The sequence below is a fragment of the Sphingobacterium populi genome, from assembly GCF_001586775.1.
Lineage (GTDB): Bacteria > Bacteroidota > Bacteroidia > Sphingobacteriales > Sphingobacteriaceae > Sphingobacterium > Sphingobacterium populi.
In genome coordinates this window covers 186,761-211,877 of sequence record NZ_LQXS01000004.1, presented here as the reverse complement: position 1 = coordinate 211,877, position 25,117 = coordinate 186,761, and the positions used below count along the sequence as shown (strand labels likewise).

Sequence of the window (25,117 nt, the reverse complement as noted above, 5' to 3'; positions counted from 1 at the left end):
TGACTAATTATTGTTTAACATGACCGGCATGACCAACATCAGTACATCTTCGCTCTCTTCTTTGAGGGCTGGGAACAATAATCCGGCACGATTTGGTGTACTCATCTCTAATGTCACTTCGTCCGAGCCAAGATTGTTCAGCATTTCTACTAAAAAGCGAGCATTGAATCCGATCTCCATATCATCTCCTTCGTACTGGCAGCTCAAACGCTCGTGTGCCTCGTTGGAGAAGTCCAAATCTTCGGCAGAAATATGCAATTCGCTTCCCGAAATTTTCAATCGTACTTGATGCGTGGTTTTGTTAGCGAAGATTACAACGCGACGCAAGGAGTTCAAGAAACTCGCTCGTTCTACGGTCAACTTATTAGGGTTTACCTGAGGAATCACCGCTTCGTAATCTGGGTAACGCTCGTCGATCAATCGGCAGATCAACGATACATGACCGAATTGAAAAAATGCGTTGGTATTATTGTATTCGATAGATACATTGATATCTTCCGAAGGCAATGAAGACTTCAACAGATTCAAGGCTTTTTTAGGCAAAATTAACGATGTCGGTTTTTCCGCACCAATATCTGTACGGCGGTAGCGCACCAATTTGTGCGCATCTGTAGATACAAAAGTAATCGACTGCTCCGCCAATTGCACATATACACCCGACATCGCCGGTCTTAGCTCATCGCTACTTACTGCAAAAATAGTTTTGCTGATGGCTTCTGCTAATATCGGAGCCGCGATATTCACCGTAGAGATATTGTCTACTACAGGTATTTTCGGAAAATCATCCGCATTCTCGCCACTCAATTTGTATTTACCATCTCCCGCGCTGATTTCAATAGCCATCGTGGCGGTATCCACGGAGAAAGCAACCGGTTGATCTGGGAGCGTTTTCAACGTCTCGATCAGGATCTTGGATGGCATGGCAACACGACCTTCTTCTTTGGCTTCAATTTGCAACGAAGTCACCATACTGGTCTGCAAATCAGTCGCCGAGATCGTTAGTTCGTTGTCTTTAATTTCGAACAAAAAGTTCTCCAAAATAGGCAAAACCGTGCTGCTACTAGATGCTCCGCTAATGGCCTGCAATTGCTTTAATAAAGTGGATGTGGATACGATAAACCTCATTTGTCGTTGGCTATTTTATACTGCAATAATACAAAAAGATTCCAACTTTCTTCCAAGCTTTTTTCGTTACTTTTGTACGAATCTGCTATGCGTTTTGAAAAAATTATAGGTCACGACAGCGTTAAACAACATCTCGTACGTACAGTGCAAGATAACCGGGTAAGTCATGCCCAATTATTTCTCGGGCCAGAGGGCTCGGGCTCCTTATCGCTGGCGATCGCCTACGCTCAATTTGTTAATTGTGAAGATAAACAGCCAAACGATAGCTGTGGCCTCTGTGCTTCTTGCCGCAAATACGAAAAACTGATTCATCCGGATCTGCACTTTTCCTATCCATTCTTTGCTAAATCATCTGGCGAAGTAGCCGTCAACTATATCGAAGCGTGGCGCCAAGCGCTGTCAGAAAATCCTTATCTGGGGATGAATACTTGGCGAGCGCAGTTTGACGCTCAAAACAAACAGGCGAATATCAATATTGCGGAGGTACACGATATCATCAAGAAACTCAGCTTTAAAGCATTCGAAGCTGAATATAAGGTGCTGATTATGTGGCTCCCAGAATATCTAGATACGCAGGGCAATGCTTTGTTGAAGCTAATTGAAGAGCCGCCTGAGAAAACTTTATTTCTACTGGTTGCAGAAAATCAGGATCGCATCTTGAATACCATCATTTCGCGAACGCAGTTGGTGAAAATAAACAAGCTGACGCATACTGATGTCAATCAATATCTTATAGAAAACAAGGGTATAGATCCGCTCAAAGCTGGCGAGATTTCTTTCCTGGCAGACGGTAATTTGCAATCTGCGATGGAATTGCTACAGAGCGATAGCAATGCCTATTTTGATCTGATGATCCAATGGTTGCGTTATGTGGTAACTGATACAGGCCTGAAGCTGATTCAACTAGCAGAAATTGATTTTCCAAAATTGGGTCGCGAAAATCAGAAAAACTTCCTGATGTATACCATCGGCATGATGCGACAAATCGTCTTGAAATCGCAAGGGTTGGAAAGTTTGATCTTCCTGCAAGACAAAGAATTAGATTTTATTACTAAATTTAGTGAAATATTTACTCTGGAACAATTAAGCGCAGGGATAGATCTACTGGAGAAAACGCATTACGCCGTCGAGCGTAATGCCAATGCTAAAATATTATTTTTAGACCTATCTTTGCAGTTGGTTTTATTGTTCAAATACAAAACGTTCCGCCAACAGGCGGACTCAATATATATATAGACATATGGGATGTGGAAGTTGCGCATCCGGCGGAGGTTGCGGAAGCAAATCTCTGGGTACAGTACCAGCAGGTTGTAATAACAACGGCACGTGCATGACCAGCGGATGCAATAAATTGGATGTTTACGATTGGCTGACCGACATGGATCTGCCTTCTAATTATAAACCGTTTGATATAGTAGAAGTGCGCTTCAAAGGCTCCAGAAAGGAGTTTTTTGTGAATAGCGAAAACCTTTATCTTGAAATGGGCGAAATGGTGGCCGTAGAACCTTCTACGGGTGGCTATGATATTGGCCACGTATCACTTACCGGTGAGTTGGTTCGTTTACAACTTAAGAAAAACCGCGTCAAACCAGAAGACGTGGCCAAAAAAGTATATCGCAAGGCTACGGAGAAAGACATCGAAAAGTTTAATGCCGCCAAAGAGTTGGAGTGGGAAACCATGCACCGCGCTCGGACTTTAGCATTGAATCTAGGTTTGTCCATGAAAATCTCTGATGTCGATTATCAAGGCGACAAGACCAAAGCGACATTTTATTACACGGCTGATGGCCGCGTCGATTTTCGCGAATTGATCAAGCGTATGGCCGAATCTTTCCGCATTCGGATAGAAATGCGACAAATCGGTATGCGACAAGAAGCGAGCCGCTTAGGAGGTATTGGTTCTTGCGGACGAGAATTGTGCTGTTCAACTTGGTTGACGGATTTTAAAACCGTTTCGACCTCAGCTGCGCGCTATCAAAATCTTTCGTTAAACACCTTGAAACTGGCCGGACAATGTGGCAAGTTGAAGTGTTGCTTGAACTACGAGTTGGATAGCTATATGGATGCCCTGAAGGATATTCCGACCGATATCGATCGCATAGATACAGAGATCGGCATGGCATACTTGCAGAAAACCGATATTTTCAAAAAAACCATGTGGTTTTCGTACCCGAAAGCAGAAAACTGGATTCCTCTGACCGTAGATAAAGTTCGTGAGTTTGTGCAAATGAACAAAGGCGGACAAAAGCCAGCTGAATTGCTGTATGTGGAGCCAGAAGAAACAAAGGTTAAACCGGTAAATTATGACTATGAAAATGTCGTTGGACAAGATAGTTTGACACGGTTGGATGACCGCAACAAGAAAAAAACGTCGTAAGAAAAAGCCAGCTAACAAGAATGGAACTGGTGAAGCCCCGCAAAAAGCTGCAGAAAACAGAACTTCGCGACCGCCTAGACAGCCACAAGCTAAAGCAGACAAAGTGAATTCTGCAGAACAACCGAAACCAAAAATAGCTGCTGCTGACAAAGCAGAGGGAGCCGCAAAACCGCGCCCAAAAAGACGCAACAACAATAACAGAAACCGCGATAGAAAAAATAATAATAACGATAGCAAGACCGAATAACATGCTAAATGCACAGAGCCTGATATATTTGAGCTTATGCTATTTATTGCTGTTGGCATCCTGCGATCCACACATCGCATACGAGAAAAATACCAGAATCGACGATTATAGCTGGAACAGAGATTCTGTAGCGCTTTTCACCACGCGCATTACCGATACTGCACAAGCATACGAGATCGCGGTAAATGTGCGGCATAGTAACTTTTATCCGTACACCAATCTGGTCTTTACTGTGCAACAACAGCTTGCTTCACATACAGATACGACCTATTCAGTAGAATTGTCGTTGGCAAAGGAAGATGGCCGTTGGATTGGAAAATCTGCTGGCAACTTGTATCATATTAAACACTCAGTTTTAAAAATGCACCATTTTTCAGATACGGGCGTTTATCACTTTTCGGTGCAGCATCATATGCAAGATCATCACTTAAAGGGCATTACCGATGTCGGTTTAGTAATCGCGAAACAGCCATGATCCGGGTGTTGCGCTGGCTTTTACTGCCGATCTCCCTATTATACGGCTTTGCTATCTGGCTACGTAATGTCTTGTACGATCTGGCCGTATTGAAAAGCAAAAGTTATCCTGTACGTAGTATTGTCATTGGTAATCTCGCTGTCGGAGGCAGCGGCAAAACGCCGATGACAGAATGCTTAATCCGTTGGTTTGATAAGGAATATTCTATAGCAACATTGAGTCGTGGTTATGGCCGCAAGACAAAGGGTTTTAGATATGTGCAAATAGATGATCACGCAACACAGTCGGGCGACGAACCGTTGCAATTCAAGCGGAAATTTCCGCACCTCACGGTAGCCGTTTGCGAAGACCGACGTACAGGCATCGAAACTTTAATAGACGATCACAATTTAATCCTGTTGGACGATGCCTATCAGCATCGGCGTGTAGCTGCCAGTTGCAATATTTTGCTGTTTGAGTTCAATTCCTTACTTGGCCCGGTTATTCCACTACCCACTGGTAATTTCAGAGATTTATTACCTCAGGCAAAAAGAGCGCATATTATTGTAATCACTAAAGTGCCACAAGGTGTGACTGAGCAGCAAAAATGCGCTATCACACGTCGGTTGCGCAAACATAGTGAAGCGCCTATCTACTTCGCTTCGATTGCTTATGGCGCACCTAAAGCGCTTTCTCGACCGAATAATTTACACTATCCAGAGGTAGTTGATTTACAAAAACAACACGTACTGTTGGTAACTGGCATTGCAAACCCGTCGCCGCTATCACATTATTTGCGGCAGCAAACTAATGTAGTTGAAAGTATTGCCTTGCCAGATCATCACCTGTTTACTTCTACAGATTACGCACGTATTCGATCTGCTTACGATGCTTTGAAAATGCGAGGAGATACGATTCTCATAACAACCGAAAAGGATGCGCAGCGTTTATCTCTCGATAAATTGGCCGAAATTCCTAGCTTTTACATACCCATCACCTTTGTTTTCGATGCCGAGGAACGCATCCGTCAGGATGTAATTAACATACTGGAGCGATATAGTGTAAATTAACCTTAAAGGAAGTTAAAAACTGTTGGTTTTTATATTATCTAATTTGTATTCTCCACTTTTGTTAAAAGAAAAAAGGAGAAATATTATGAAAAATTTAATGATGGCATTAGCGTTATTAGTAGGACTAAACGCAGCACAAGCACAAACTAGCAATGACACAAACAAAGATGGTCAGAAGCGTAATCGCGCGAAGATGGAACGTAATGGTTTTAGCAAGGATCCAGAAGCGCGAGCAAAGGCCAAATTGGAACATCTTAATAAGGAGCTAAACTTGACTTCATCGCAAAAAGAATCTATCCACAAACTGTTATTAGACCAATCTAAAAATGCGCAAGCTCTTTACAATACTTCGGATGGTAAGAGAGACGCTGAGCGCAACAATATGAAAGAACTGAGAGCGCAAACCGATCGTAAGATAGAGGCTTTGCTGGATAATAATCAGAAACAGAAATATGCCGAACTACTTAAGAAGCAAGCTGAACGAAGATCAACCGATGGTAAACGCAGTGGAGCAAAATGGGAAGGCCGTAAGCGTTCTTAATTAAAATCCATTATATAACAAAAGCCCAGAATTAACAATTCTGGGCTTTTGTTATATAATGGTATCGTACTTATTTTATTTTGCCATATAATGGCAGCTTCACGGTTGTGCTGATCTGTACTTTGTCTTCTAAGCGGATATCGTTAGAAGACGCACCTACCATTATATGAAAGCTACCCGCTTCCATGACGCGTTCCATCTTAGGATTGATAACAGAGAGATCTTCTGGCTGTAACACAAAAATCACTTGCTTCGATTTTCCTGCTGCCAAGTGTATACGATCAAATTTTTTCAACTGTTTGATAGGTTGTACGGTAGAAGCAAATTCGTCGCGCACATATAGTTGCACAACTTCGTCACCAGAAAGCGATCCTGTGTTTTTAACTTCAAAACTAATCTCAAGGCTGCCATCTGCCTGATCCTTTATTTTTAGATCGCTATAACCAAACTCAGTAAAGCTCTTTCCATATCCAAATGTGTACAATGGCGAAGCTAATGTTTCTACATAATCATGCCCTTTAGGCACTTTTTTATTATAATAAACTGGCAATTGACCTACCGAACGTGGCACCGAGATCGGCAATCTTCCTGCTGGATTATAATCTCCAAAGATGACATCGGCAATGGCATTTCCACCTTCTTGACCAGGATACCAAGCATTCAATAAGGCATCAGCATGTTCATGTGCCCAATTCATATTGAGTGGTCTGCCTTGGATGTAAACGACAATCATCGGTTTACCAGTTTCTTTGATCGCTTCCAGTAATTTTATTTGGTCACCCAACAAATCCAATGTAGATCGATCAAAACCTTCACCACTTTCCATATCGCTCAGTGATTTGGCATCGGCTACAGCCGCTCCAGTTTCGATGTATTTGGTTTCAAAATCGCGTGCACTTGATCCTCCGACGACGACAATTGCGACATCAGATTGCCGTGCTGCCTGCACTGCTGCCGCAATATCAGACTGCGTCGTATCACGAATGGCTGTTCCCTTCGCATAGATTACCTCTGCTGAAGGAACTTTCGCTTTCACACCATCTAACACCGTACGGATTGCAGTACGCTCTTGTGGTGCTGTATAATCGCCCAACTGATTGTAAGGAGTATTGGCATTTGGACCAATAACCGCAATTTTCTTGATCTTCTTTGCGTATAGTGGCAATACATTGCTTTTATTCTCAAGCAAGACGATAGATTCCTGAGCTGCTTTGCGTGATACAGCTACGTGTGCTTTGCTTCGTACTTCGCGTCCGGCGGCTTTGGGATCGCGGTAGGGGTTTTCAAACAAACCCATATCAAACTTCAAACGAAGTACGCGTGCCGCGGCACTGTCAATCTTGGCCATAGCGATTTTTCCGGACTCAATCGCATCAATCAGCTCTACAAAAGGACGTGCACCTAAATCGACATCCACTCCGGCATCTAATGCCATTGTTCCGGCTTCTTGCAAAGATGATGCTACGCGGTGACTAGAATATATACCATCTATACTTCCTAGATCAGAAACGACAAAACCATCGAAACCCCAATCTTTGCGTAGCACATCAGTCAATAAATAACCATCTGCCGTACATGGAATACCATCAATGGAGTTGTAAGCCGTCATCACCGATAATGCACCTGCTTCTACAGTTTTGAAAAACGGTGGCAAAAAGCTTTCGTGCAATTCTCGCTGCCCGATGATGGCACTATTGCCATTATGGCCGCCTTCAGGTATTCCGTAAGCGATGAAATGTTTGATTGTGGAAATTACGGAAAATGGATTTTTTAGATCGCCTGCACCAGCTCCTTTTGCCGCCGCAGCGCCCATTGCACCACTCAATACGGGATCTTCGCCGTAGGCTTCTTCTACACGCGACCAACGTGGATCACGCGAAAGATCTAAAACTGGGCCGTAACCAATGTGCCCGCCTTGAAGACGAACTTCTTTGGCCGAAACCGCCGAAACTTGCTCTTGTAATGCAGGATTCCACGTAGAGGCCATACCAATTCCTGTCGGGAAAACCGTAGTGCCAATAGCCATATGACCATGTGGTGCTTCTTCTGCGATGAAAATTGGAATTCCCAGACGAGTTTCTTCCACGGCATAGCGCTGCATGGCGTTGGCTGCTTCAGCAGCTAACGCAGGTGTTAGTCCATTTTCAAGCGTTTTCTGTGTCCAAGGATCTGCACGAAAAACTGCCCAAAACATACCTACGTGCTGCTTATCCAACAGATTTTTGTATTTATCAGAGTACGTTACTGTATTTCCTTCTTTGGTATACATTTCCCATCCGAGTGGGCATAATAGTTGACCTACTTTTTCCTCTAGCGTCATATGACTCAATAGATCGGCCGTACGCTCGTTGGTACTAAGGCGAGCATCTTTATAAAGAAATTTTTCTTGTGCTATACTGGAGGTAACATTAAGGCACAAACCTAAACCGGCAATAAGCAGTATGTTTCGAGTTTTCATAAACATAATAAAAGGTATTAGCAAACGATATGCAACCGTTTGCATTGAAATTTTGTCGCAAAATAAGCATTATCAACTTAAAATAAAAAGGCGCCAAGTTGTTACTTTGGCGCCTATCTAAAATTCGTAGCTTGGGATTATGAAGCTTTTAGCTTTTTCTGTATGTCCTGCACGTATGTTTTGAATTTTTTGTCTGTTTCAATAAGATCTTCTACCGTCTGGCATGCATATATCACAGTAGAGTGATCTCGCCCACCAAAGAAGTTACCAATAGATTTTAGTGAAGATTTAGTATGGTTTTTGGCCAGATACATTGATATCTGACGCGCTTGTACGATTTCACGTTTTCTTACTTTGGATTTCACCATTTCAACTGGTACTTCGAAGTACTCACATACTAACTTCTGGATATAATCCATCGAGATCTCCTTGCTGGTATTCTTCACGAAGTTCTTTAGCATGGACTTCGCAAGGTTTAGATCGATTTCTTTTTTATTGAGGGTGGATTGTGCCAATAAAGAAACCATTGCACCTTCTAGCTCACGCACACTATTATCGATCTGATTAGCCACAAATTCGACAACATTCTCCGGCAATTCAATCCCATCCGAATACATTTTCTTCTTCAGAATCGCCATTCTGGTTTCTAAATCCGGAATTTGTATATCCGCAGAAAGTCCCCATTTGAAACGGCTCAATAAACGCTCTTCTAAGCCAGACAAATCCTTTGGCGGTTTATCTGACGTCAGGATAATCTGCTTGCCAGACTGGTGCAAATGATTAAAGATGTGAAAGAAAATATCCTGTGTTTTTTCTTTCCCGGCAAAGTTGTGCACGTCATCCATTACGATCACGTCCATCGCCTGATAGAAATTTACGAAATCATTGATGGTATTGTTTTTCAATGAATCCACAAATTGCTGACAAAACTTCTCACAAGACACATAGATTACGAGCTTATCTGGAAGATTCTTCTTGATCTCGTTTCCAATAGCTTGCACGAGGTGTGTTTTTCCTAGACCCACATCGCCATACACCATTAATGGATTGAAGGAAGTGCCGCCCGGCTTATTTGCTACTGCAAAGCCTGCTGATCTTGCAAGACGGTTACATTCTCCTTCTATAAAATTATCGAAGGTGTAATTCTGATTCAGTTGCGGATCTACTTGTAGTTTTTTCAATCCTGGAATCACAAAAGGATTCTTGATATTTTTATTCAGCGCTACAGGCACAGGGATCGACTGATTTTTTCCTTCTGCACCATTACCGTTAGATGGTATATTCGTCGTAAAGGGAATACTGGTAGATGATTTTTCAACTACGATATTGTATTCCAACCGACCTTGTTCTCCTAAGAACTTCTTGACTGTTTTGCGTAGGATACCTACATAGTGCTCTTCTAACCATTCGTAAAAAAACAAACTAGGCACCTGAATAGTCAAAACGTTTTCTTCAAGACGTATGGCCTTCACAGGCTCAAACCATGTTTTGAAACTCTGCGCAGGAATGTTGTCTTTTATGACTTGTAGACAGCTATTCCATACGCTTGTACACGTTCTTTCCATTCGTAAATTGTTAATAACTTGAAAACCAATGATTGACAAAAAAGCTGTTAAAAACTTTCTCTTACAACGAAGATGACGATTTTTTCTGAGCTATAAAACTAAAAAGATAAAAAAATAATAACTTATTATAAATCAGTAACTTAATGTATAAAAATAGCTTTTGTTCTACAAAAAATCATGTCAATATTTTTTTATTAACATCGTTTTTGTATGGTCATTTATTTGAAAAAAAATACGCTTTTCAGCACGGTCAAAGGAGCTCTTGTGGAAAACTTTAGGCGTTAGTAAAATACGTTAATAACCAGAGGCAGAATGCACCTCTGGAAAATCTTTTTCAGTAAATTAGAAGCAATTATCCGACCAAAGTTTGGGTTTTGTGGCCGGTCATAAGTTTATTTATTTCTTCTGCTATAGCAGCAGCATCATATCGGCATATTTGCCAAAGTTCTTCTTGATCACCATGTTCTACTATATCATCAGGGATGCCTAACCGCACCACTTGTGCCTGATAATTATGCTCGGCCATGAATTCCAATATAGCAGATCCAAATCCTCCCATCAAACAACCATCTTCGACAGTTATAATTTTCTGAAATTTGGAGAATATCTGATGCAATAGTTCTTCATCTATTGGCTTGACGAAACGCATATCGTAGTGAGCCGGATGTATAGCGTCTTCGCTTACCCGTTTGAATGCCTTGATGACTTCATTACCAATATGACCAAAACTTAGTACAGCGACTTCTTCGCCATCGCAGATCTTATGCCCTTTACCTATTGGGAGCTCTTGAAAAGGTTTTCTCCAGTCTGGCATAACGCCAGATCCACGCGGATAGCGAATGCTAAATGGTCCTTTATCTGGCAATTGTGCGGTAAACATCATATTCCGTAGTTCTTCTTCATTCATTGGCGAAGCAACTATCATATTTGGAATACAGCGCATATATGCAATATCATAAGCACCATGATGTGTGGGGCCATCTGCTCCTACCAAGCCAGCTCTGTCAAGACAGAATACAACGTTTAGGTTTTGCAACGCTACGTCGTGTATTACTTGATCAAAAGCGCGCTGCATGAAAGAAGAATAAATATTACAAAACGGTACTAATCCTTGCGTCGCCAATCCTGCACTGAAGGTGACAGCATGCTGCTCGGCAATACCCACATCAAAAGCACGATCAGGCATGGCTTTCATCATAATATTCATCGATGAACCACTTGGCATAGCGGGTGTGATTCCCATGATCGCATTATTGGATTCAGCCAATTCTACTAATGTATGTCCAAATACGTCCTGATATTTTGGTGCCTGAGGTTTTTCAAATACGGTTTTCTTGATTTCTCCCGTTATTTTATCGAACAAACCTGGAGCGTGCCATTTGGTTTGGTCTTTCTCAGCTAGTGCATAGCCCTTGCCTTTCACGGTGATTGCATGCAGGAGCTTTGGACCAGGAATGTGTTTAAGATCTTCGATGGTTTTGGTCAATTGATGAATATCGTGCCCGTCTACCGGACCAAAATATCTGAAATTAAGGGATTCAAATAAATTGGCATTTTCCCATAAAGTTCCCTTAATCGTTTGTTGAAGCTTTTTGACCCAGCCATAAGCATTTGGTCCATTTTTAGAGATTTTAGCCAAAACACTAACCAAATCGTCTCTAAATTTATTATAACTCTTAGAAGTGGTAATATTGGTAAGGTATTCTTTTAATGCGCCTACATTCGGGTCGATAGACATACAATTGTCATTCAAAATGACTAATATATTTGACTTCTCGATTCCTGCATGATTAAGGGCTTCAAAAGCCATACCGCCTGTAAGTGCACCATCTCCAATAATAGCCACATGTTGTCGCTCATGCTCTCCTTTGTAAGCAGAAGCAACGGCCATTCCTAAAGCAGCTGAGATGGAAGTAGACGAATGGCCGACGCCAAAAGCATCGTATTCACTTTCAGATCTTTTCGGAAAACCAGATAATCCACCTAGAAGACGATTGGTATGAAAATTTTCTCTTCTTCCAGTCAGAATTTTATGTCCGTAGGCTTGATGCCCCACATCGAATACGATTTGATCGTAAGGTGTATTGAGCACATAATGCAGCGCCACTGTTAATTCTACAACGCCCAAACTAGCGGCAAAATGTCCACCATTTTCGGACACTATATCAATAATATATTGCCTCAAATCAGCGCAAAGCTCCTTTAAGTCAGCCTCTTCTAATTTTCGTAAATCGGATGGAAATATGATATTCTTTAGTTTAGACCCAATCTCTATGCTCATAAGGGAATATTGTTGACAATAGATTACAAAGTAACAAACTTATTAACAATATACATAGATAAAAGTTTCAGTAGATCGTCTGGTGGCTATGCATACAAGTAACCATTAAAGATCAAGTATAAATATCATTTTAGCTGATCTAGAACTTCTTTCAAGTAGCTATAATGTTTCTTGGATGGTATATCGCTCAATTGCCGTACGGAATTAAATCCTGCTTTTAAAACAGACGCTTTTGCATGAGCAAATTTATTGATTAGATTATCAAGATTATCATCTTCTAGATAGCCATCCACAATCCCCAAAGACAACGCTTCCTTAGTAGAGAAATAATCGGTGTTTAAACACAATTGCAAAACCTTCTTTTCGGGTACTACTTTGAGCAAACTGGCCATTACTTGAAAAGGAAACAAACCTAAATCTAATTCGGGTAATTTGAAACGTACCTCTGGCCTGGCTAACACATATGTACAACCCAATATATATAGAAATCCACCAGCGATTACATCTCCTTCTACCATCGCGATCGAAGGTTTATAAAGATTAGCTAAAACTTCACCTAATGAAATATCGATATGTGGGATTGATTCATTTTTTACATCTAGATTTTCATCCCGAAATGTTTTGAGATCCATACCAGCACAAAAGACAGGTCCCTCCGCCGAAAATAATACCACCGTAATCTCCTCATCTTGATTGATTAGTTCGACAACATGTGCTAGTTCGCTAATAGTAGCGGGTGTAAAAGCATTTCGCTTAGCAGGACGAGCTAGGATCACATGAAAAACATGCCCTTCTTTTCTGGTTTTTATGTACTGATATGAAACTTCCATAGCAAGATTTATGTGCTAATACGGTGTTACTAATTTTTGGAATGCTGTGATGATTGGTTGCAGTTCATCAATAGAGCTTTTTTCGAAACGACGTAACAGCAATTCGGTTGGTATATTTCCTACTAGATTATCTTGTGCAAAAGGGCAGCCACCATATCCAAGAATAGCTCCCTCAAACTTTCTACATCCTGCATCATACGCAGCATCTATCTTTCCTAATGCTTTCTCTGGTCTACTATGCAGATGTATACTAGGCTGGAGATCCGGGAAATGTTGATTAACCAGAGTCAACACATCCGTGATGCAATTTGTTGAGGCTTCTGCGGTAGTATCTGCTAAAGAAAAATTTGTAATGCCGATATTCTGTAATTGTTGTATCCACTGTACTACTAGCTCCGGATGCCATGGATCATCATAAGGGTTTCCAAATGCCATAGAAATATAAATAAGCATTTCCCTATTTTTTGATGTAGCAAGTTCCTGCATGAGTTTTACTCGATCAAACGATTTTGAGATACTACTATTTGTATTACGCTGTTGAAATGTTTCAGAGATCGAGAACGGGTAACCCAGATAATCGATGATATCAAAATTCAAAGCTTCAAGAGCGCCACGCTCATTCGCTACAATAACTGATAATTTGGTCTCATTTGTTTTGTACAGACCTGCAATTACAGTAGCAGTATCTGCCATTTGCGGTACCGCTTTGGGAGATACAAAACTTCCTACATCAAGGCATTCAAAAATGTTACTAGATAGCAGAAGGTTGATATAATCAATCTTCTGCTGTACAGGAATGTGTATGTCCAATCCCTGAATGGCATCACGTACACAATCAATTATTTGAATATCCTTATACGACATCTTTCTTTATTTCTCGCGCGATGACCATTTTCTGAATGGCACTTGTGCCTTCGCCGATGGTACACAACTTTGCATCTCTAAAATACTTCTCGGCAGCAAAATCCTTGGTAAAGCCGTAACCTCCGTGAATTTGCACACTTTCATTAGATACTTTGACCGCCGTTTCTGAGGCGTACAATTTGGCCATTGCGCCCGCCTTAGTTACCTTCTCACCCTGATCTTTCAACTGGGCGGCGTGCTGTACTAATAGCTCGGATGCTTGAATCTCTGTGGCCATATCTGCTAATTTAAACGATACATCTTGAAATTCGAAAATCGGCTTATTGAACTGCTCTCGCTCTTGTGCATATTTCAAAGCACATTCATATGCGCCTCGTGCTATTCCTAATGACAGTGCTGCAATAGAAATTCGCCCGCCATCCAACAATTTTAATGCTTGTACGAATCCTGTACCGATGTCGCCTATCATCTGGCTTTTGTGTACGCGGCAATTGTCGAAAAATAAACTCGCTGTTTCGGATGCGCGCATACCTAATTTGTCCATCTTCTGACCAGCTGTAAATCCAGGCGTCCCTTTTTCTATAATGAATGCCGAAACGCCATGTTTGTCACCTTTCTCTCCCGTTCGTACCATCACGACAGCTACATCTCCGGATATGGCATGTGTGATAAAGGTTTTATTGCCATTAATCACATAATGATCGCCATCTAATACTCCAACGGTAGAAAGTCCGCCAGCATCCGAACCAGATCCCGTTTCCGTCAATCCCCAAGCGCCAATCCATTCGCCTGTGGCAAGCTTAGGAAGGTATTTTTTCTTTTGTTCTTCGTTGGCAAAAGAAAGAATATGATTAGTACATAATGAATTGTGCGCTGCGACAGACAGACCGATAGATCCGCAAACCTTAGATATTTCGTCGAGTACGACGATATATTCCTGATAGCTTAATCCTGCCCCTCCATATTCTTCGGGTACAAGAATACCCATGAAACCGTATTCACCTAATTTCTTAAATAGCTCGATAGGAAATTTCTGGGGTTCGTCCCAAGCCATGATATACGGTTTGATATGCGCCAGCGCAAAATCCCTTGCACTTTGCTGTATCATTAGTAATTGTTCTGTGTCAACTGAATTTTTCATCATAAAATTTTGCTTAGGCTCACAAAGGCTGTGATAAATACTTTACAAATATTATAAAAAACAAATTAAATTTTATGATATTTATACAAATTTAACAATACAACCAGTTGTAAATTAGTATTTCATTAGATAACACATAGTATGGAAAACTTATTGTCTGAATTCCGAAAAAAGTTAGAAATAGTGCATTTGGGTGGTGGGATCAAGAAGATAGAAAAACACCAATCTAAAGGAAAAATGACTGCTTGGGAGCGCGTGCATTATATATTGGATGCCGATAGTGAGTACGTAGAAATCGGAAGTTTTGCAGGCGAGGATTTGTATCCGGAGCATGGCGGTTGCCCAAATGGTGGCGTAGTCATCGTTTTAGGATATATACAGCAGCGATTGTGTATCGTGGTTTCTAATGATGCGACGGTAAAAGCGGGTGCTTGGTTTCCCATTAGTGCCAAGAAAAATTTGCGCGCGCAAGAAATTGCCATGGAAAATCATTTGCCAATTATCTACTTGGTAGATTCGGCTGGTGTATACCTGCCGATGCAGGACGAAATATTTCCAGACAAAGAACATTTTGGACGGATTTTTAGAAATAATGCCAAGATTTCGTCCATGGGTATTCCGCAAATATCGGCCATCATGGGTTCCTGCGTAGCAGGTGGCGCATATTTGCCGATCATGTCAGATTATGCTTTGATCGTGGAAGGTACGGGATCGGTATTTTTAGCTGGTTCGTATTTAGTGAAATCTTCGATCGGTGAAGTGATTGATAACGAGGCATTGGGCGGCGCGACAACGCACTGCGAAATCTCAGGCGTGACGGACAATAAATATCCGGATGACAAAAGCTGTCTGGATGCGATTCGTGGTATTGTGGATAAGTTTGGTCATCAAGATAAGGCACATTTCTCGCGCATTGCGGCAGCAGAACCGGCGCAGGACGCGAACTACTTGTACAAATACTTTCCGCAGGACAGATTAAAGCCTTATGATATGCATGAGGTGTTGAAATGTATTGTGGATAAAGATAGTCTGGAAGAATATAAAAGGGATTACGGAAAAACCATTATCTGTGCGCTAGCGCGTGTAGATGGTTGGGCGGTAGGTATCGTAGCCAATCAGCGGCAGGTGGTAAAAGCTAAAAAGCCTGGAAATGCGACCGAAATGCAGATGGGCGGTGTGATTTATTCGGATTCTGCGGATAAAGCGGCCCGATTTATCATGAATTGTAATCAGCAAAAGATTCCTTTGGTATTCTTACAAGATGTGACCGGTTTTATGGTAGGATCGCGTTCGGAACAAGGTGGAATTATTAAAGACGGCGCAAAAATGGTGAATGCCATGGCTAATTCTGTCGTACCTAAGTTCACCTTTGTGCTCGGAAATAGTTATGGCGCAGGAAACTATGCTATGTGTGGAAAAGCGTATGATCCACGATTGATCTATGCTTGGCCAACGGCACAAATGGCCGTGATGAGTGGCGCTTCGGCCGGAAAAACCTTATTACAAATTCAAGAAGCTACGCTGAAAGCACAGAACAAAGCGCTGACGGAGCAAGAAAAAGAAGCATTATTAGAGAAAATCAATACTACCTATCAAAAGCAATTGAGCCCGTATTACGCAGCAGCACGCTTATGGGTGGATGGAGTGATCGATCCAAAAGACACGCGTAAAATCATTTCGATGGGGATTGAAGCAGCCAATCAAAATCCGACAATAGAACGCTACAATGTTGGCGTTATTCAAACTTAGAATTTAAGAAAGTTAGTATCAAAAAAGATAAGGCTGTATTTTCAAAAATACAGCCTTATCTTTTTTTATCTTATCTGTTAGCACGATGCATTATCTACTTAAAAGCATTCCAGCCTTGCGCTTGCAAAGGATGTACTTTACCCGATTTAGAGATCATCTGGCAGCCCGCTGATGCTTCCGTCATGTGGCCGATTACGGTGATATCCAATTGATTTTTGACCTTGTCATAATCTGCTTGTGGAATAGTAAACAATAACTCATAATCTTCCCCCCCACTCAATGCACATATAGTTGGATCTAAACCAAATTCTCTGGCCGTCTCATACGTCATCGGATCCAACGGAATTTTATCCTCATAAATCGTACAACCTACATTTGATTCTTTGGCAATATGAAGAATCTCCGATGCCAAACCATCCGATACATCGATCATGGCGTTGGGTTTAATGTCCAGCTGCCGCAATAACTCGACGACGTCGCCGCGAGCATCCGGTTTTAGCTGACGTTCAATAATATAGTCCTTTCCTTCCAGATCAGGCTGAATATTAGGATTTTCCAAGAAAATCTGTTTTTCACGTTCCAGCAATTGCAAACCGACGTACGCACCACCCAAATCGCCAGAAACACACAACAAATCGCCTTCTTTAGCGCCAGAACGGTACGTGATATCTGCTTCATCGGCATAGCCAATACTGGTTACCGAAAGTACCAATCCTTGGTGACTCGCCGAGGTATCGCCGCCAATCAAATCAACATTGTACTTGTTGCAAGCCAATAATACACCTTCATAAATCTCTTCAACAGCTTCCAACGGAAATTTGGAAGACATTCCGATCGAGAACGTGATCTGCGAAGCGGTACCATTCATGGCATATATATCACTCAAATTGACTTGTACTGCTTTGTATCCCAAATGTTTCAGAGGCACATAGCGCAGATCAAAATGAATATTCTCTAATAATAAATCTGTAGAAATTAAAGTTTTTTTGCCTTCGAAATTAAGTACAGCAGCATCGTCGCCGATTCCTTTAACAGAAGACGCTTGCGTCAATTGTACAGATTGCGTTAAATGTGCAATCAATCCAAATTCTCCTAATTCTTTGATATCTGTCTTTTCGCTATTGTCAAACATAGTATTCGTGTAAAAGGTGAACTTATAATCCCAGACGCTCAGAGATTTCAAGCATGCGCTCAATAGGTTGCTGTGCACGCTGTATTACATCATGCGGCAGCACGATTTCTGGCAATTCGTAGTGCAAACAATTGTACAGTTTCTCCAATGTATTCAGTTTCATATGCGGACAATCGTTGCAAGCGCACAGATTATTCGGCGGAGCCGGAATAAATATTTTGCTCGGACTGGCCTTTTGCATCTGATGCAGAATGCCTGATTCGGTAGCTACGATAAATGTATCTGCCGAATTTTCAATCGTATATTTAAGCATTCCTGACGTAGATCCGATGTAATCGGCCTGCGCTAGGATATGATCTTCACATTCGGGATGCGCGATAAATTTAGCCGTTGGATATTCGGATCGCAAACCATTGATTCTATCCTGAGAGAAAATTTCATGTACCATACAGGCTCCATTCCACAGTACAAGATCTCTGCCCGTCTTCTTTTTGACGTAGGCTCCAAGATTACGATCTGGTCCAAAGATGATCTTCTGCTCTTTGGGCAAGCTTTCCACAATTTGGACAGCATTGCTGGAGGTACATACGATGTCGGATAATGCTTTGAGCTCAGCAGTACAATTCACATAAGTAATTACCAGATGATCAGGATATTGCTCCTTGAATTTGGCAAATAAGTGAGGTGGGCAACTATCTGATAATGAACATCCTGCTTTCAAATCAGGTAATAATACTTTCTTCTTCGGGGACAATATCTTGGCCGTTTCGGCCATGAAATGTACACCCGCAAAGAGGATTACATCGGCTTCGGTTTTCGCTGCTTGCTGCGATAAACCTAAGCTATCGCCGATATAGTCCGCGATGTCTTGTATTTCACTATCTTGGTAATAATGAGCCAAGATTACGGCATTCTTTTCTTTCTTCAGACGCTGAATTTCGTCGATCAGATCAATCGATGGATCGATAGGTTGATCGATGTATCCTTTGGCTTCCAAAACAGTATCAAAAGTATTATCCATTTTCTCTTCTATGCAGGGTTGATGATGTGTCGTATGACGTAGCAACAAGACAAAAGTAAAGAAACAATTTCAAACGAAATCCACATTCCCTTTTTTCAATAATTAATAAAGAGTTTTATATAAAATGATCTTATTGTTTATTAGTCTGTGGAAAATGGGGATAAGTGATTTAATATTTTTAGGGGAGATATGGTTATTTTACTTTATCCACAGCTTATCCACAATTTGAACTATAGATTTAAGCTGATTATCAGATATCTAATTTTTGGTCTTTTATTTTTTCCATGTTACGATGTGAAATCTTTGTTGTTTACATTTTGTTAATATTGGAGTGATGATCTGGTAATATGTTTTCACAAAAAGTGTAGTTTACCGTCATAATGTGGAATAAAATAAAGTTTTACTTTTCCCTCCACGGTTTTTCGACATGTTTTCCACATTATTTGTTAATTTGTTGCTCTATTTTACTTCTTGCATTGATGTCTGAAAAGTTTACTGATTTCTTAGTTGTAGGTTCTGGAATTGCTGGTTTGAGTTTTGCATTGAAGGCAGCTACGTTGGGTAAGGTTTTGATCGTTACGAAATCTAATGAAGATGAATCGAATACAAAATATGCGCAAGGTGGTGTAGCAGTGGTTATTGACGCGTCAGATAGCTTTGCTGATCATATTGCAGATACACTAATAGCAGGAGATGGTTTATGTGATCCTAACGTGGTGGAGCACGTAATTAAGGAAGGCCCCGATCGTATTGCAGAACTGATCGCTTATGGAACTAGTTTCGATAAGGAAGAATCTGGTAGTTATGATTTAGCCAAAGAAGGCGGACATTCGGCTCACCGAATCTTGCATTATAAAGATATTACAGGTTATGAGATCGAGCGTGCACTGCTGGAGCGTGTTCACGCGCATCCTAATATTGAGATTCTCACGCACTATTTCGCTGTAGATTTGATTACTCAACATCATGTTGGTATACATGTGGATAAACGCTCTGATGATATTGCATGTTATGGTATTTATGCATTGAATACGGCTTCGGGCCGTGTGGAAAAAATTCTTTCTAAAGTAACTTTGATGGCGAGTGGCGGTGCCGGCCATGTGTATTCGAGTACGACGAACCCAACCATTGCTACAGGAGATGGTATTGCAATGGTCTATCGTGCCAAAGGCAAAGTGCGAAATATGGAATTCATTCAGTTTCATCCGACTGCGCTTTTTAATCCTTCAGAATATCCAGCTTTTCTTATTTCTGAAGCAGTGCGTGGTTTTGGTGGTATTTTGCGACGTGCTGATGGCGTATCCTTTATGGAAGAATATGATGAACGTGGTTCACTTGCACCTCGAGATATCGTAGCGCGAGCGATTGATTTGGAGATGAAAAAATCCGGTTTGGATTATGTATATCTGGATATTACACATCGTAGCAAAGAGGATATCCTTGCACATTTTCCCAATATTTATGCACAATGTTTGCGGATTGGTGTCGATATGTGCACAGATTTTATTCCGGTGTCGCCAGCAGCACATTATTTATGTGGGGGAATTATGGTAGATGGCCATGGTGCTACCAGTATTCAACATTTGTACGCTTGCGGTGAATGTGCCTCGACTGGTTTGCATGGCGCTAATCGTTTGGCATCCAACTCTTTATTAGAAGCTGCAGTTTATGCACATCGTATTTTCAAACATGTGGAAAACACGTATGAAGAGCTAAATTATAGGCATGATATCCCCGAATGGGACGATACGGATACTAGTTTGTCCAACGAAGATATTTTGGTAACTCACAATCTTAGAGAAACCCAAAAATTAATGAGTGATTATGTTGGTATTGTTCGATCTGATTTTCGCTTGGAGCGCGCTATGCGAAGATTGTGGTTATTATATGACGAAACTGAATCTTTCTACAAGAATACACGTTTATCTGTAAAACTATGTGAACTGCGCAATGTTATTCAGGTAGCTTATTTGGTTGTAAAGTCCGCAATGGCACGTAAGGAAAGTCGTGGTTTGCATTATACGACAGATTATCCTGACCACGCGGCTGAATTACGAGATACTATTTACTAATTTTTATATTATTATTATGTCAGCTATTATATTGCCTGTAGGAGATAAAGTGCCAGATATTCCTCTTGATGCTTTTTTGGCGCCAAATTGTACTGTTGTTGGCGATGTTTCTATTGGCTCGCATTGTTCAATTTGGTTCAATGCGGTGGTACGTGGCGATGTGAATTATATAAAAATTGGTCATTATACCAATATTCAGGATAACGTCACTATTCACGGTACGTACGAGCGGAATGGTACTGATATTGGATCATACGTTAATATCGGGCACAATGCCATAATACATGGTTGCGTGATCCATTCGCACGTATTGGTTGGAATGGGCGCTATTGTGATGGATCGCGCAGTTTTGCAAAGCCACGTAATCATTGCTGCTGGAGCAGTTGTTTTAGAGAATACTGTTTGTGAGTCTGGTTATCTCTACGCTGGTGTGCCTGCAAAGAAAGTAAAGCCACTCACGGATGAGCAATTGGCTTTACTAGACAAATTACCGCATAATTACGTACTGTATAGCTCTTGGTTTAAAGATACAGATGAGTCCGACTAACGGACAGTAAAATTAACGTCAATAGTTTCGTTTTGTTCCCAATTAGCTCGAATAGTAAATGTTCTATCAAGATACCAAATTGGTTCTTGTTTAGTTAGCGTCCATACATCGGCAGGATCCCACTTCCCGTTCCTATTTCTGTCCCAAATGACGCGTATACTATATTTTCCGGTTGGGTATTTCGTGTAGTTATGTTGATGATTTGAAGACAGTATATCAGTCTCAAATTTCTTTTCTTTATTTTCTGATATTAATTCTATTACGTACTGTTGTGTGGAATCTAGACCGTTAAACGTTAAATAAATATCACCGTAGCTATCAGCCTCGTTCATCGTAAATTGAATTTTTTCCTCTTTATTGGTTTCACCAAAGTAACCCTGCATTGCCCCTTCTTCTAGCGTAATTTCGTAGTTTCTTTTCGGACGCCAGTTGTACCTGATATGATATAATTCTTCACGAATACTGTCTGCTTGTAACTGAAAATTACGTCTGGGTATAGAATCTTCAATAAGAATAACTTTTGATTTATCTACTTGTTGTAGTGGCGTCGATGCTGATAATTGGATGTGTTTTACACGATCTACTTTATTTGTAATACTAAATTTTGGTGTGATGTTTCTTTCTAGTTTTAGATTTCTAGGCCTACGAATCACTGTGGTATCTTTAATACCAGTTTTATCAGATACTTCGAATTTTAGCGAATCAAATTCAAGATTTGGAAGATATATTCTAACCGAATCATTCGTTGGAGTAAATCGAGGTATGGATTGATCATTCAATACGACAGGATCCAAAAATCTGATCATCGGTTCTTCCAGAACTTTATTAAACACCAGGAGTGCCATACCACTACTTTCGAGTTTTCTTTCGAGTATCTTAAAATCAAGTGGATTGCCTTTACTAAGCTCTAGGTGTATACCCGATGTATCTTTTCGCAATACAATACTATCCCGTAGGAATCCAATCCATTCGTCTGGTGAATTATAAGTACGATCGTTATTCTGTTCTTTAATGGCGTAAATTCTGTATGTATCTTCTTTTAAATTACGCAGTGTGAATGTTCCTGAAGTATCCACGGTAGTAAAGATGGAAGCTTTTTTCTTTCCAAAAATTGAATCTCTACTGGTGGGAATCAGAATGACATTAATGTCTTTGTCCTTCTCTGGATCAAAATCTTGTGTGTAGCCATTGCTCACTGATCCAGATATTGACAAAGAATCTAGTTCTGGCCCTGTCGAAAACACATAAGTATAATTGAGTATAGGATTACCTTCATTAAAATCCACTAAGCCTTTACCGAGATTTATGGTATAAGTAGTATTTTCTTCCAAACTATCGGGAAGTTCTATGTGCAAATTTCTTTTGCGAATTTTATAAATGGCAGGTATATCCAAATCTGGTGATATACTGAATTCCTTTTGTTGGTTTGTAGTTTTTACAAATTCATCAAATGTGATTTGAATTTTTCGTTCGGTAAAATTGGTTGAAAAATTAGCAGGCAGTTCAGCTACGACACTTGGTGGTATGGAATCTTTTGGTCCACCAGTAGGCCGCGACATGTTGGCACAGTGCTGAAAAGAAAGCAAGATGGTGATAGAAAGCATTAGTAAACTAATGTTGTTGCTTAATACGCTTTTTATGCGTTTTAAGCGATTTTCACGGCTTTTGGATAGCGTACTCATATTTTTTAAAATAATGCGTTAAATCAGCTTATATTGCTTCCTAAAATATTTTATATAAAACTTTGATTATCAATACTTTATTAAATATGAACCATTAAAATGCTAATATCTGCCGGTGATACCCCCGAAATGCGCGATGCTTGACCTAAAGTACGCGGTTTTACATTGGCTAACTTTTGGCGAGCTTCCGTAGATAGAGAATTTATTTTTGAATAATCAAAATCCTGGTGAATTTCTTTATCCTCCATTTTTTTCATCTTATTCACGATCTCCATTTCTTTTTCGAAGTAACTATCATATTTCACTTTTATCTCAGCTTGCTCAATTGTTTCGGTGTCGAAGTTTTTCAAGAAAGTGTTGAGATTACTGTCAACGGCTGCGAGACTTTGTATATCGACTTGTGGCCGACTTAGTAGATTGAATAGTCTAGTTTTTTGATTAATCTCTGTTGAACCCCATTCCAAAAGAGCGGTATTTACTTCATCAGGTTCCGAACTTGTATTGCGCAAAAATTGTACAATACGGTCCGATTCCGATATCTTTTGTTTTACCCTTTCCAATCGCTCATCGCTTATTAGACCCAATTTATGGCCTATCGGTGTAAGCCTAATATCGGCATTGTCTTGTCGAAGCAATAGGCGATGTTCTGCTCGAGAGGTAAACATTCTATAAGGTTCATCCGTACCCTTTGTGACAAGATCGTCGATTAAAACACCAATGTAAGATTCTGATCTCTTTAATATCAATTCCTGTAGATCATTGATGCGTTGGTGGGCATTGATACCAGCTACGAATCCTTGCGCTGCCGCTTCTTCATACCCCGTTGTACCATTTATTTGGCCTGCGAAAAATAGGTGTTTAATACGCTGAGTTTCCAACGTTAGGTCAAGCTGCATCGGAGGAAAATAATCGTATTCGATGGCATAACCTGGCCTATACATTTTAGCTTTTTCGAAACCAGGAATGCAGCGAAGTGCTTTGAGCTGCACTTCCTCTGGTAAGGATGTGGAGAAACCGTTAACATATATTTCTACCGTTCTAAAACCTTCCGGTTCGACAAAGATTTGATGCCGATCCCGCTCAGAGAATCTGTTTATTTTGTCTTCTATGGACGGGCAGTATCTTGGTCCTAAGCCTTTAATACGGCCTGTGAACATAGGCGATTGTTCAAACCCTGTTTTCAGTATTTCGTGAACATCTGCATTAGTATAAGTGATCCAGCAGCAGCGTTTTTGCAAAGGGCGCTGCACTTCTGTATAGGAAAATCTACCGGGATTGTCATCTCCCCATTGTTCCTCCATTTTTGTGTAATCAAGACTTCTGCCATCTATACGTGGAGGAGTTCCGGTTTTCATTCGGCCAGACTCGAAACCTAAGGTTACGAGTTGTTCAGTGAGTCCAGTTGCAGCTTTTTCTCCCGTTCTACCACCACCGAATTTTTTTTCGCCGATATGTATTGTACCGTTTAGAAACGTACCGTTAGTTAAGATAACAGCATCAGAAGAAATACTAATTCCCAAAGATGTGATCACACCTTTCACAGTATCGCCTTCTACTATTAGTTCTTTAACGGTATCTTGCCATATATCTAAATTTGGAATGTCTTCTAGTTGCCAACGCCATTCTTCGGCAAATCTCATTCGATCATTCTGTGCTCTTGGACTCCACATTGCTGGACCTTTCGAGCGATTAAGCATTCTAAACTGTATAGTAGATTTATCGGCAATAATTCCCGTATAACCTCCCATAGCATCAATTTCACGAACTATTTGCCCTTTTGCTACGCCTCCAATTGCGGGGTTACAGCTCATTTGAGCAATAACACCCATATTCATTGTTATTAAAAGTGTTTTTGAACCTAGGTTAGCTGCCGCCGCTGCTGCTTCGCAACCCGCGTGCCCCGCACCTACCACTATGACATTATATTTATCAAACATGATTCTTTTACTGTGTTCCACGTG

Annotated in this window: 18 protein-coding genes and 1 pseudogene; 8 read left to right on the top strand and 11 right to left on the bottom strand. The window is 40.8% G+C overall.

Annotated features, from left to right (window positions below):
- Positions 1 to 3: 3 nt before the first annotated feature.
- The gene (gene dnaN, locus A0125_RS11780; protein ID WP_066756322.1) at positions 4 to 1,125 is read right to left on the bottom strand and encodes a DNA polymerase III subunit beta; all 1,122 of its coding nucleotides are present in this window, start codon (positions 1,123 to 1,125) and stop codon (positions 4 to 6) included.
- Between the two features lie 87 nt (positions 1,126 to 1,212).
- Between dnaN and A0125_RS11775 the strand changes: the two genes are divergently transcribed.
- The 5 genes and pseudogenes from A0125_RS11775 to A0125_RS11755 all read left to right on the top strand — a co-directional run bounded on the left by A0125_RS11775 (position 1,213) and on the right by A0125_RS11755 (position 5,814).
- Positions 1,213 to 2,361: a DNA polymerase III subunit gene (locus A0125_RS11775; RefSeq protein WP_066756319.1), complete on the top strand. Its 1,149-nt coding sequence runs from the start codon at positions 1,213 to 1,215 to the stop codon at positions 2,359 to 2,361.
- Between the two features lie 94 nt (positions 2,362 to 2,455).
- Positions 2,456 to 3,749, top strand: a pseudogene (locus A0125_RS11770) (PSP1 domain-containing protein).
- A 1-nt stretch (position 3,750) separates the two neighbouring features.
- Complete coding sequence (locus A0125_RS11765) at positions 3,751 to 4,224, top strand: gliding motility lipoprotein GldH (protein ID WP_066756316.1); 474 nt, start codon at positions 3,751 to 3,753, stop codon at positions 4,222 to 4,224.
- Positions 4,221 to 5,273 (top strand): tetraacyldisaccharide 4'-kinase, encoded by a 1,053-nt coding sequence (gene lpxK, locus A0125_RS11760; protein ID WP_156472528.1) that lies wholly within the window; start codon positions 4,221 to 4,223, stop codon positions 5,271 to 5,273. Before A0125_RS11765 ends, lpxK begins: the two co-directional genes overlap by 4 nt.
- 85 nt (positions 5,274 to 5,358) lie before the next feature.
- On the top strand, positions 5,359 to 5,814 hold the full coding sequence (locus A0125_RS11755; protein WP_066756312.1) for a hypothetical protein: 456 nt from the start codon (positions 5,359 to 5,361) through the stop codon (positions 5,812 to 5,814).
- 70 nt (positions 5,815 to 5,884) lie between these two features.
- Here A0125_RS11755 and A0125_RS11750 read toward each other — a convergent pair whose 3' ends face one another.
- From A0125_RS11750 to A0125_RS11725, 6 genes are all read right to left on the bottom strand, one after another.
- Complete coding sequence (locus A0125_RS11750; protein ID WP_066756564.1) at positions 5,885 to 8,272, bottom strand: glycoside hydrolase family 3 N-terminal domain-containing protein; 2,388 nt, start codon at positions 8,270 to 8,272, stop codon at positions 5,885 to 5,887.
- Between the two features lie 137 nt (positions 8,273 to 8,409).
- On the bottom strand, positions 8,410 to 9,837 hold the full coding sequence (dnaA, locus tag A0125_RS11745; protein ID WP_066756309.1) for a chromosomal replication initiator protein DnaA: 1,428 nt from the start codon (positions 9,835 to 9,837) through the stop codon (positions 8,410 to 8,412).
- A gap of 352 nt (positions 9,838 to 10,189) precedes the next feature.
- Positions 10,190 to 12,118, bottom strand: a complete 1,929-nt coding sequence (dxs, locus tag A0125_RS11740; protein WP_066756306.1) for a 1-deoxy-D-xylulose-5-phosphate synthase — start codon at positions 12,116 to 12,118, stop codon at positions 10,190 to 10,192.
- 125 nt (positions 12,119 to 12,243) lie between these two features.
- Positions 12,244 to 12,948, bottom strand: coding sequence for an enoyl-CoA hydratase/isomerase family protein (locus tag A0125_RS11735; protein WP_066756304.1), 705 nt, complete (start codon positions 12,946 to 12,948; stop codon positions 12,244 to 12,246).
- Positions 12,949 to 12,963: 15 nt separating this feature from the next.
- Positions 12,964 to 13,812 carry a beta/alpha barrel domain-containing protein gene (locus A0125_RS11730; RefSeq protein ID WP_066756302.1) on the bottom strand — a complete coding sequence of 283 codons (849 nt, stop codon included), beginning with the start codon at positions 13,810 to 13,812 and terminating at the stop codon, positions 12,964 to 12,966.
- Entirely contained in the window at positions 13,802 to 14,956 is a 1,155-nt protein-coding gene (locus A0125_RS11725; protein ID WP_066756300.1) for an acyl-CoA dehydrogenase family protein, read from the bottom strand. Before A0125_RS11725 ends, A0125_RS11730 begins: the two co-directional genes overlap by 11 nt.
- Positions 14,957 to 15,094: 138 nt before the next feature.
- Between A0125_RS11725 and A0125_RS11720 the strand changes: the two genes are divergently transcribed.
- A complete protein-coding gene (locus A0125_RS11720) occupies positions 15,095 to 16,702 on the top strand; it encodes an acyl-CoA carboxylase subunit beta (protein WP_066756293.1) in 1,608 nt (535 codons plus the stop codon).
- Between the two features lie 94 nt (positions 16,703 to 16,796).
- On the opposite strand, the gene thiL is transcribed toward A0125_RS11720, so the two are convergent.
- Positions 16,797 to 17,834 (bottom strand): thiamine-phosphate kinase, encoded by a 1,038-nt coding sequence (gene thiL / locus A0125_RS11715; RefSeq protein ID WP_066756290.1) that lies wholly within the window; start codon positions 17,832 to 17,834, stop codon positions 16,797 to 16,799.
- A gap of 22 nt (positions 17,835 to 17,856) precedes the next feature.
- Positions 17,857 to 18,855 carry a quinolinate synthase NadA gene (gene nadA, locus A0125_RS11710; protein WP_066756288.1) on the bottom strand — a complete coding sequence of 333 codons (999 nt, stop codon included), beginning with the start codon at positions 18,853 to 18,855 and terminating at the stop codon, positions 17,857 to 17,859.
- A 479-nt stretch (positions 18,856 to 19,334) separates the two neighbouring features.
- Here nadA and nadB point away from each other — a divergent pair, with 479 nt between their 5' ends.
- Positions 19,335 to 20,927, top strand: coding sequence for an L-aspartate oxidase (gene nadB, locus A0125_RS11705; RefSeq protein ID WP_066756287.1), 1,593 nt, complete (start codon positions 19,335 to 19,337; stop codon positions 20,925 to 20,927).
- 16 nt (positions 20,928 to 20,943) lie between these two features.
- Positions 20,944 to 21,474 (top strand): gamma carbonic anhydrase family protein, encoded by a 531-nt coding sequence (locus A0125_RS11700; protein ID WP_066756284.1) that lies wholly within the window; start codon positions 20,944 to 20,946, stop codon positions 21,472 to 21,474.
- Here A0125_RS11700 and A0125_RS11695 read toward each other — a convergent pair.
- Positions 21,471 to 23,078 carry an Ig-like domain-containing domain gene (locus A0125_RS11695; protein ID WP_231863222.1) on the bottom strand — a complete coding sequence of 536 codons (1,608 nt, stop codon included), beginning with the start codon at positions 23,076 to 23,078 and terminating at the stop codon, positions 21,471 to 21,473. The two genes, A0125_RS11700 and A0125_RS11695, sit on opposite strands and share 4 nt — an antisense overlap.
- Positions 23,079 to 23,236: 158 nt before the next feature.
- Entirely contained in the window at positions 23,237 to 25,093 is a 1,857-nt protein-coding gene (gene mnmG / locus A0125_RS11690; protein ID WP_066756274.1) for a tRNA uridine-5-carboxymethylaminomethyl(34) synthesis enzyme MnmG, read from the bottom strand.
- Between the last annotated feature and the right edge of the window lie 24 nt (positions 25,094 to 25,117).

Bases quoted from the DNA above. Each gene is read 5' to 3' on its own strand.
- dnaN (WP_066756322.1), bottom strand. From the start codon at position 1,125: ATGAGGTTTATCGTATCCACATCCACTTTATTAAAGCAATTGCAGGCC.
- A0125_RS11775 (WP_066756319.1), top strand. From the start codon at position 1,213: ATGCGTTTTGAAAAAATTATAGGTCACGACAGCGTTAAACAACATCTC.
- A0125_RS11765 (WP_066756316.1), top strand. From the start codon at position 3,751: ATGCTAAATGCACAGAGCCTGATATATTTGAGCTTATGCTATTTATTG.
- lpxK (WP_156472528.1), top strand. From the start codon at position 4,221: ATGATCCGGGTGTTGCGCTGGCTTTTACTGCCGATCTCCCTATTATAC.
- A0125_RS11755 (WP_066756312.1), top strand. From the start codon at position 5,359: ATGAAAAATTTAATGATGGCATTAGCGTTATTAGTAGGACTAAACGCA.
- A0125_RS11750 (WP_066756564.1), bottom strand. From the start codon at position 8,272: ATGAAAACTCGAAACATACTGCTTATTGCCGGTTTAGGTTTGTGCCTT.
- dnaA (WP_066756309.1), bottom strand. From the start codon at position 9,837: ATGGAAAGAACGTGTACAAGCGTATGGAATAGCTGTCTACAAGTCATA.
- dxs (WP_066756306.1), bottom strand. From the start codon at position 12,118: ATGAGCATAGAGATTGGGTCTAAACTAAAGAATATCATATTTCCATCC.
- A0125_RS11735 (WP_066756304.1), bottom strand. From the start codon at position 12,948: ATGGAAGTTTCATATCAGTACATAAAAACCAGAAAAGAAGGGCATGTT.
- A0125_RS11730 (WP_066756302.1), bottom strand. From the start codon at position 13,812: ATGTCGTATAAGGATATTCAAATAATTGATTGTGTACGTGATGCCATT.
- A0125_RS11725 (WP_066756300.1), bottom strand. From the start codon at position 14,956: ATGATGAAAAATTCAGTTGACACAGAACAATTACTAATGATACAGCAA.
- A0125_RS11720 (WP_066756293.1), top strand. From the start codon at position 15,095: ATGGAAAACTTATTGTCTGAATTCCGAAAAAAGTTAGAAATAGTGCAT.
- thiL (WP_066756290.1), bottom strand. From the start codon at position 17,834: ATGTTTGACAATAGCGAAAAGACAGATATCAAAGAATTAGGAGAATTT.
- nadA (WP_066756288.1), bottom strand. From the start codon at position 18,855: ATGGATAATACTTTTGATACTGTTTTGGAAGCCAAAGGATACATCGAT.
- nadB (WP_066756287.1), top strand. From the start codon at position 19,335: ATGTCTGAAAAGTTTACTGATTTCTTAGTTGTAGGTTCTGGAATTGCT.
- A0125_RS11700 (WP_066756284.1), top strand. From the start codon at position 20,944: ATGTCAGCTATTATATTGCCTGTAGGAGATAAAGTGCCAGATATTCCT.
- A0125_RS11695 (WP_231863222.1), bottom strand. From the start codon at position 23,078: ATGCTTTCTATCACCATCTTGCTTTCTTTTCAGCACTGTGCCAACATG.
- mnmG (WP_066756274.1), bottom strand. From the start codon at position 25,093: ATGTTTGATAAATATAATGTCATAGTGGTAGGTGCGGGGCACGCGGGT.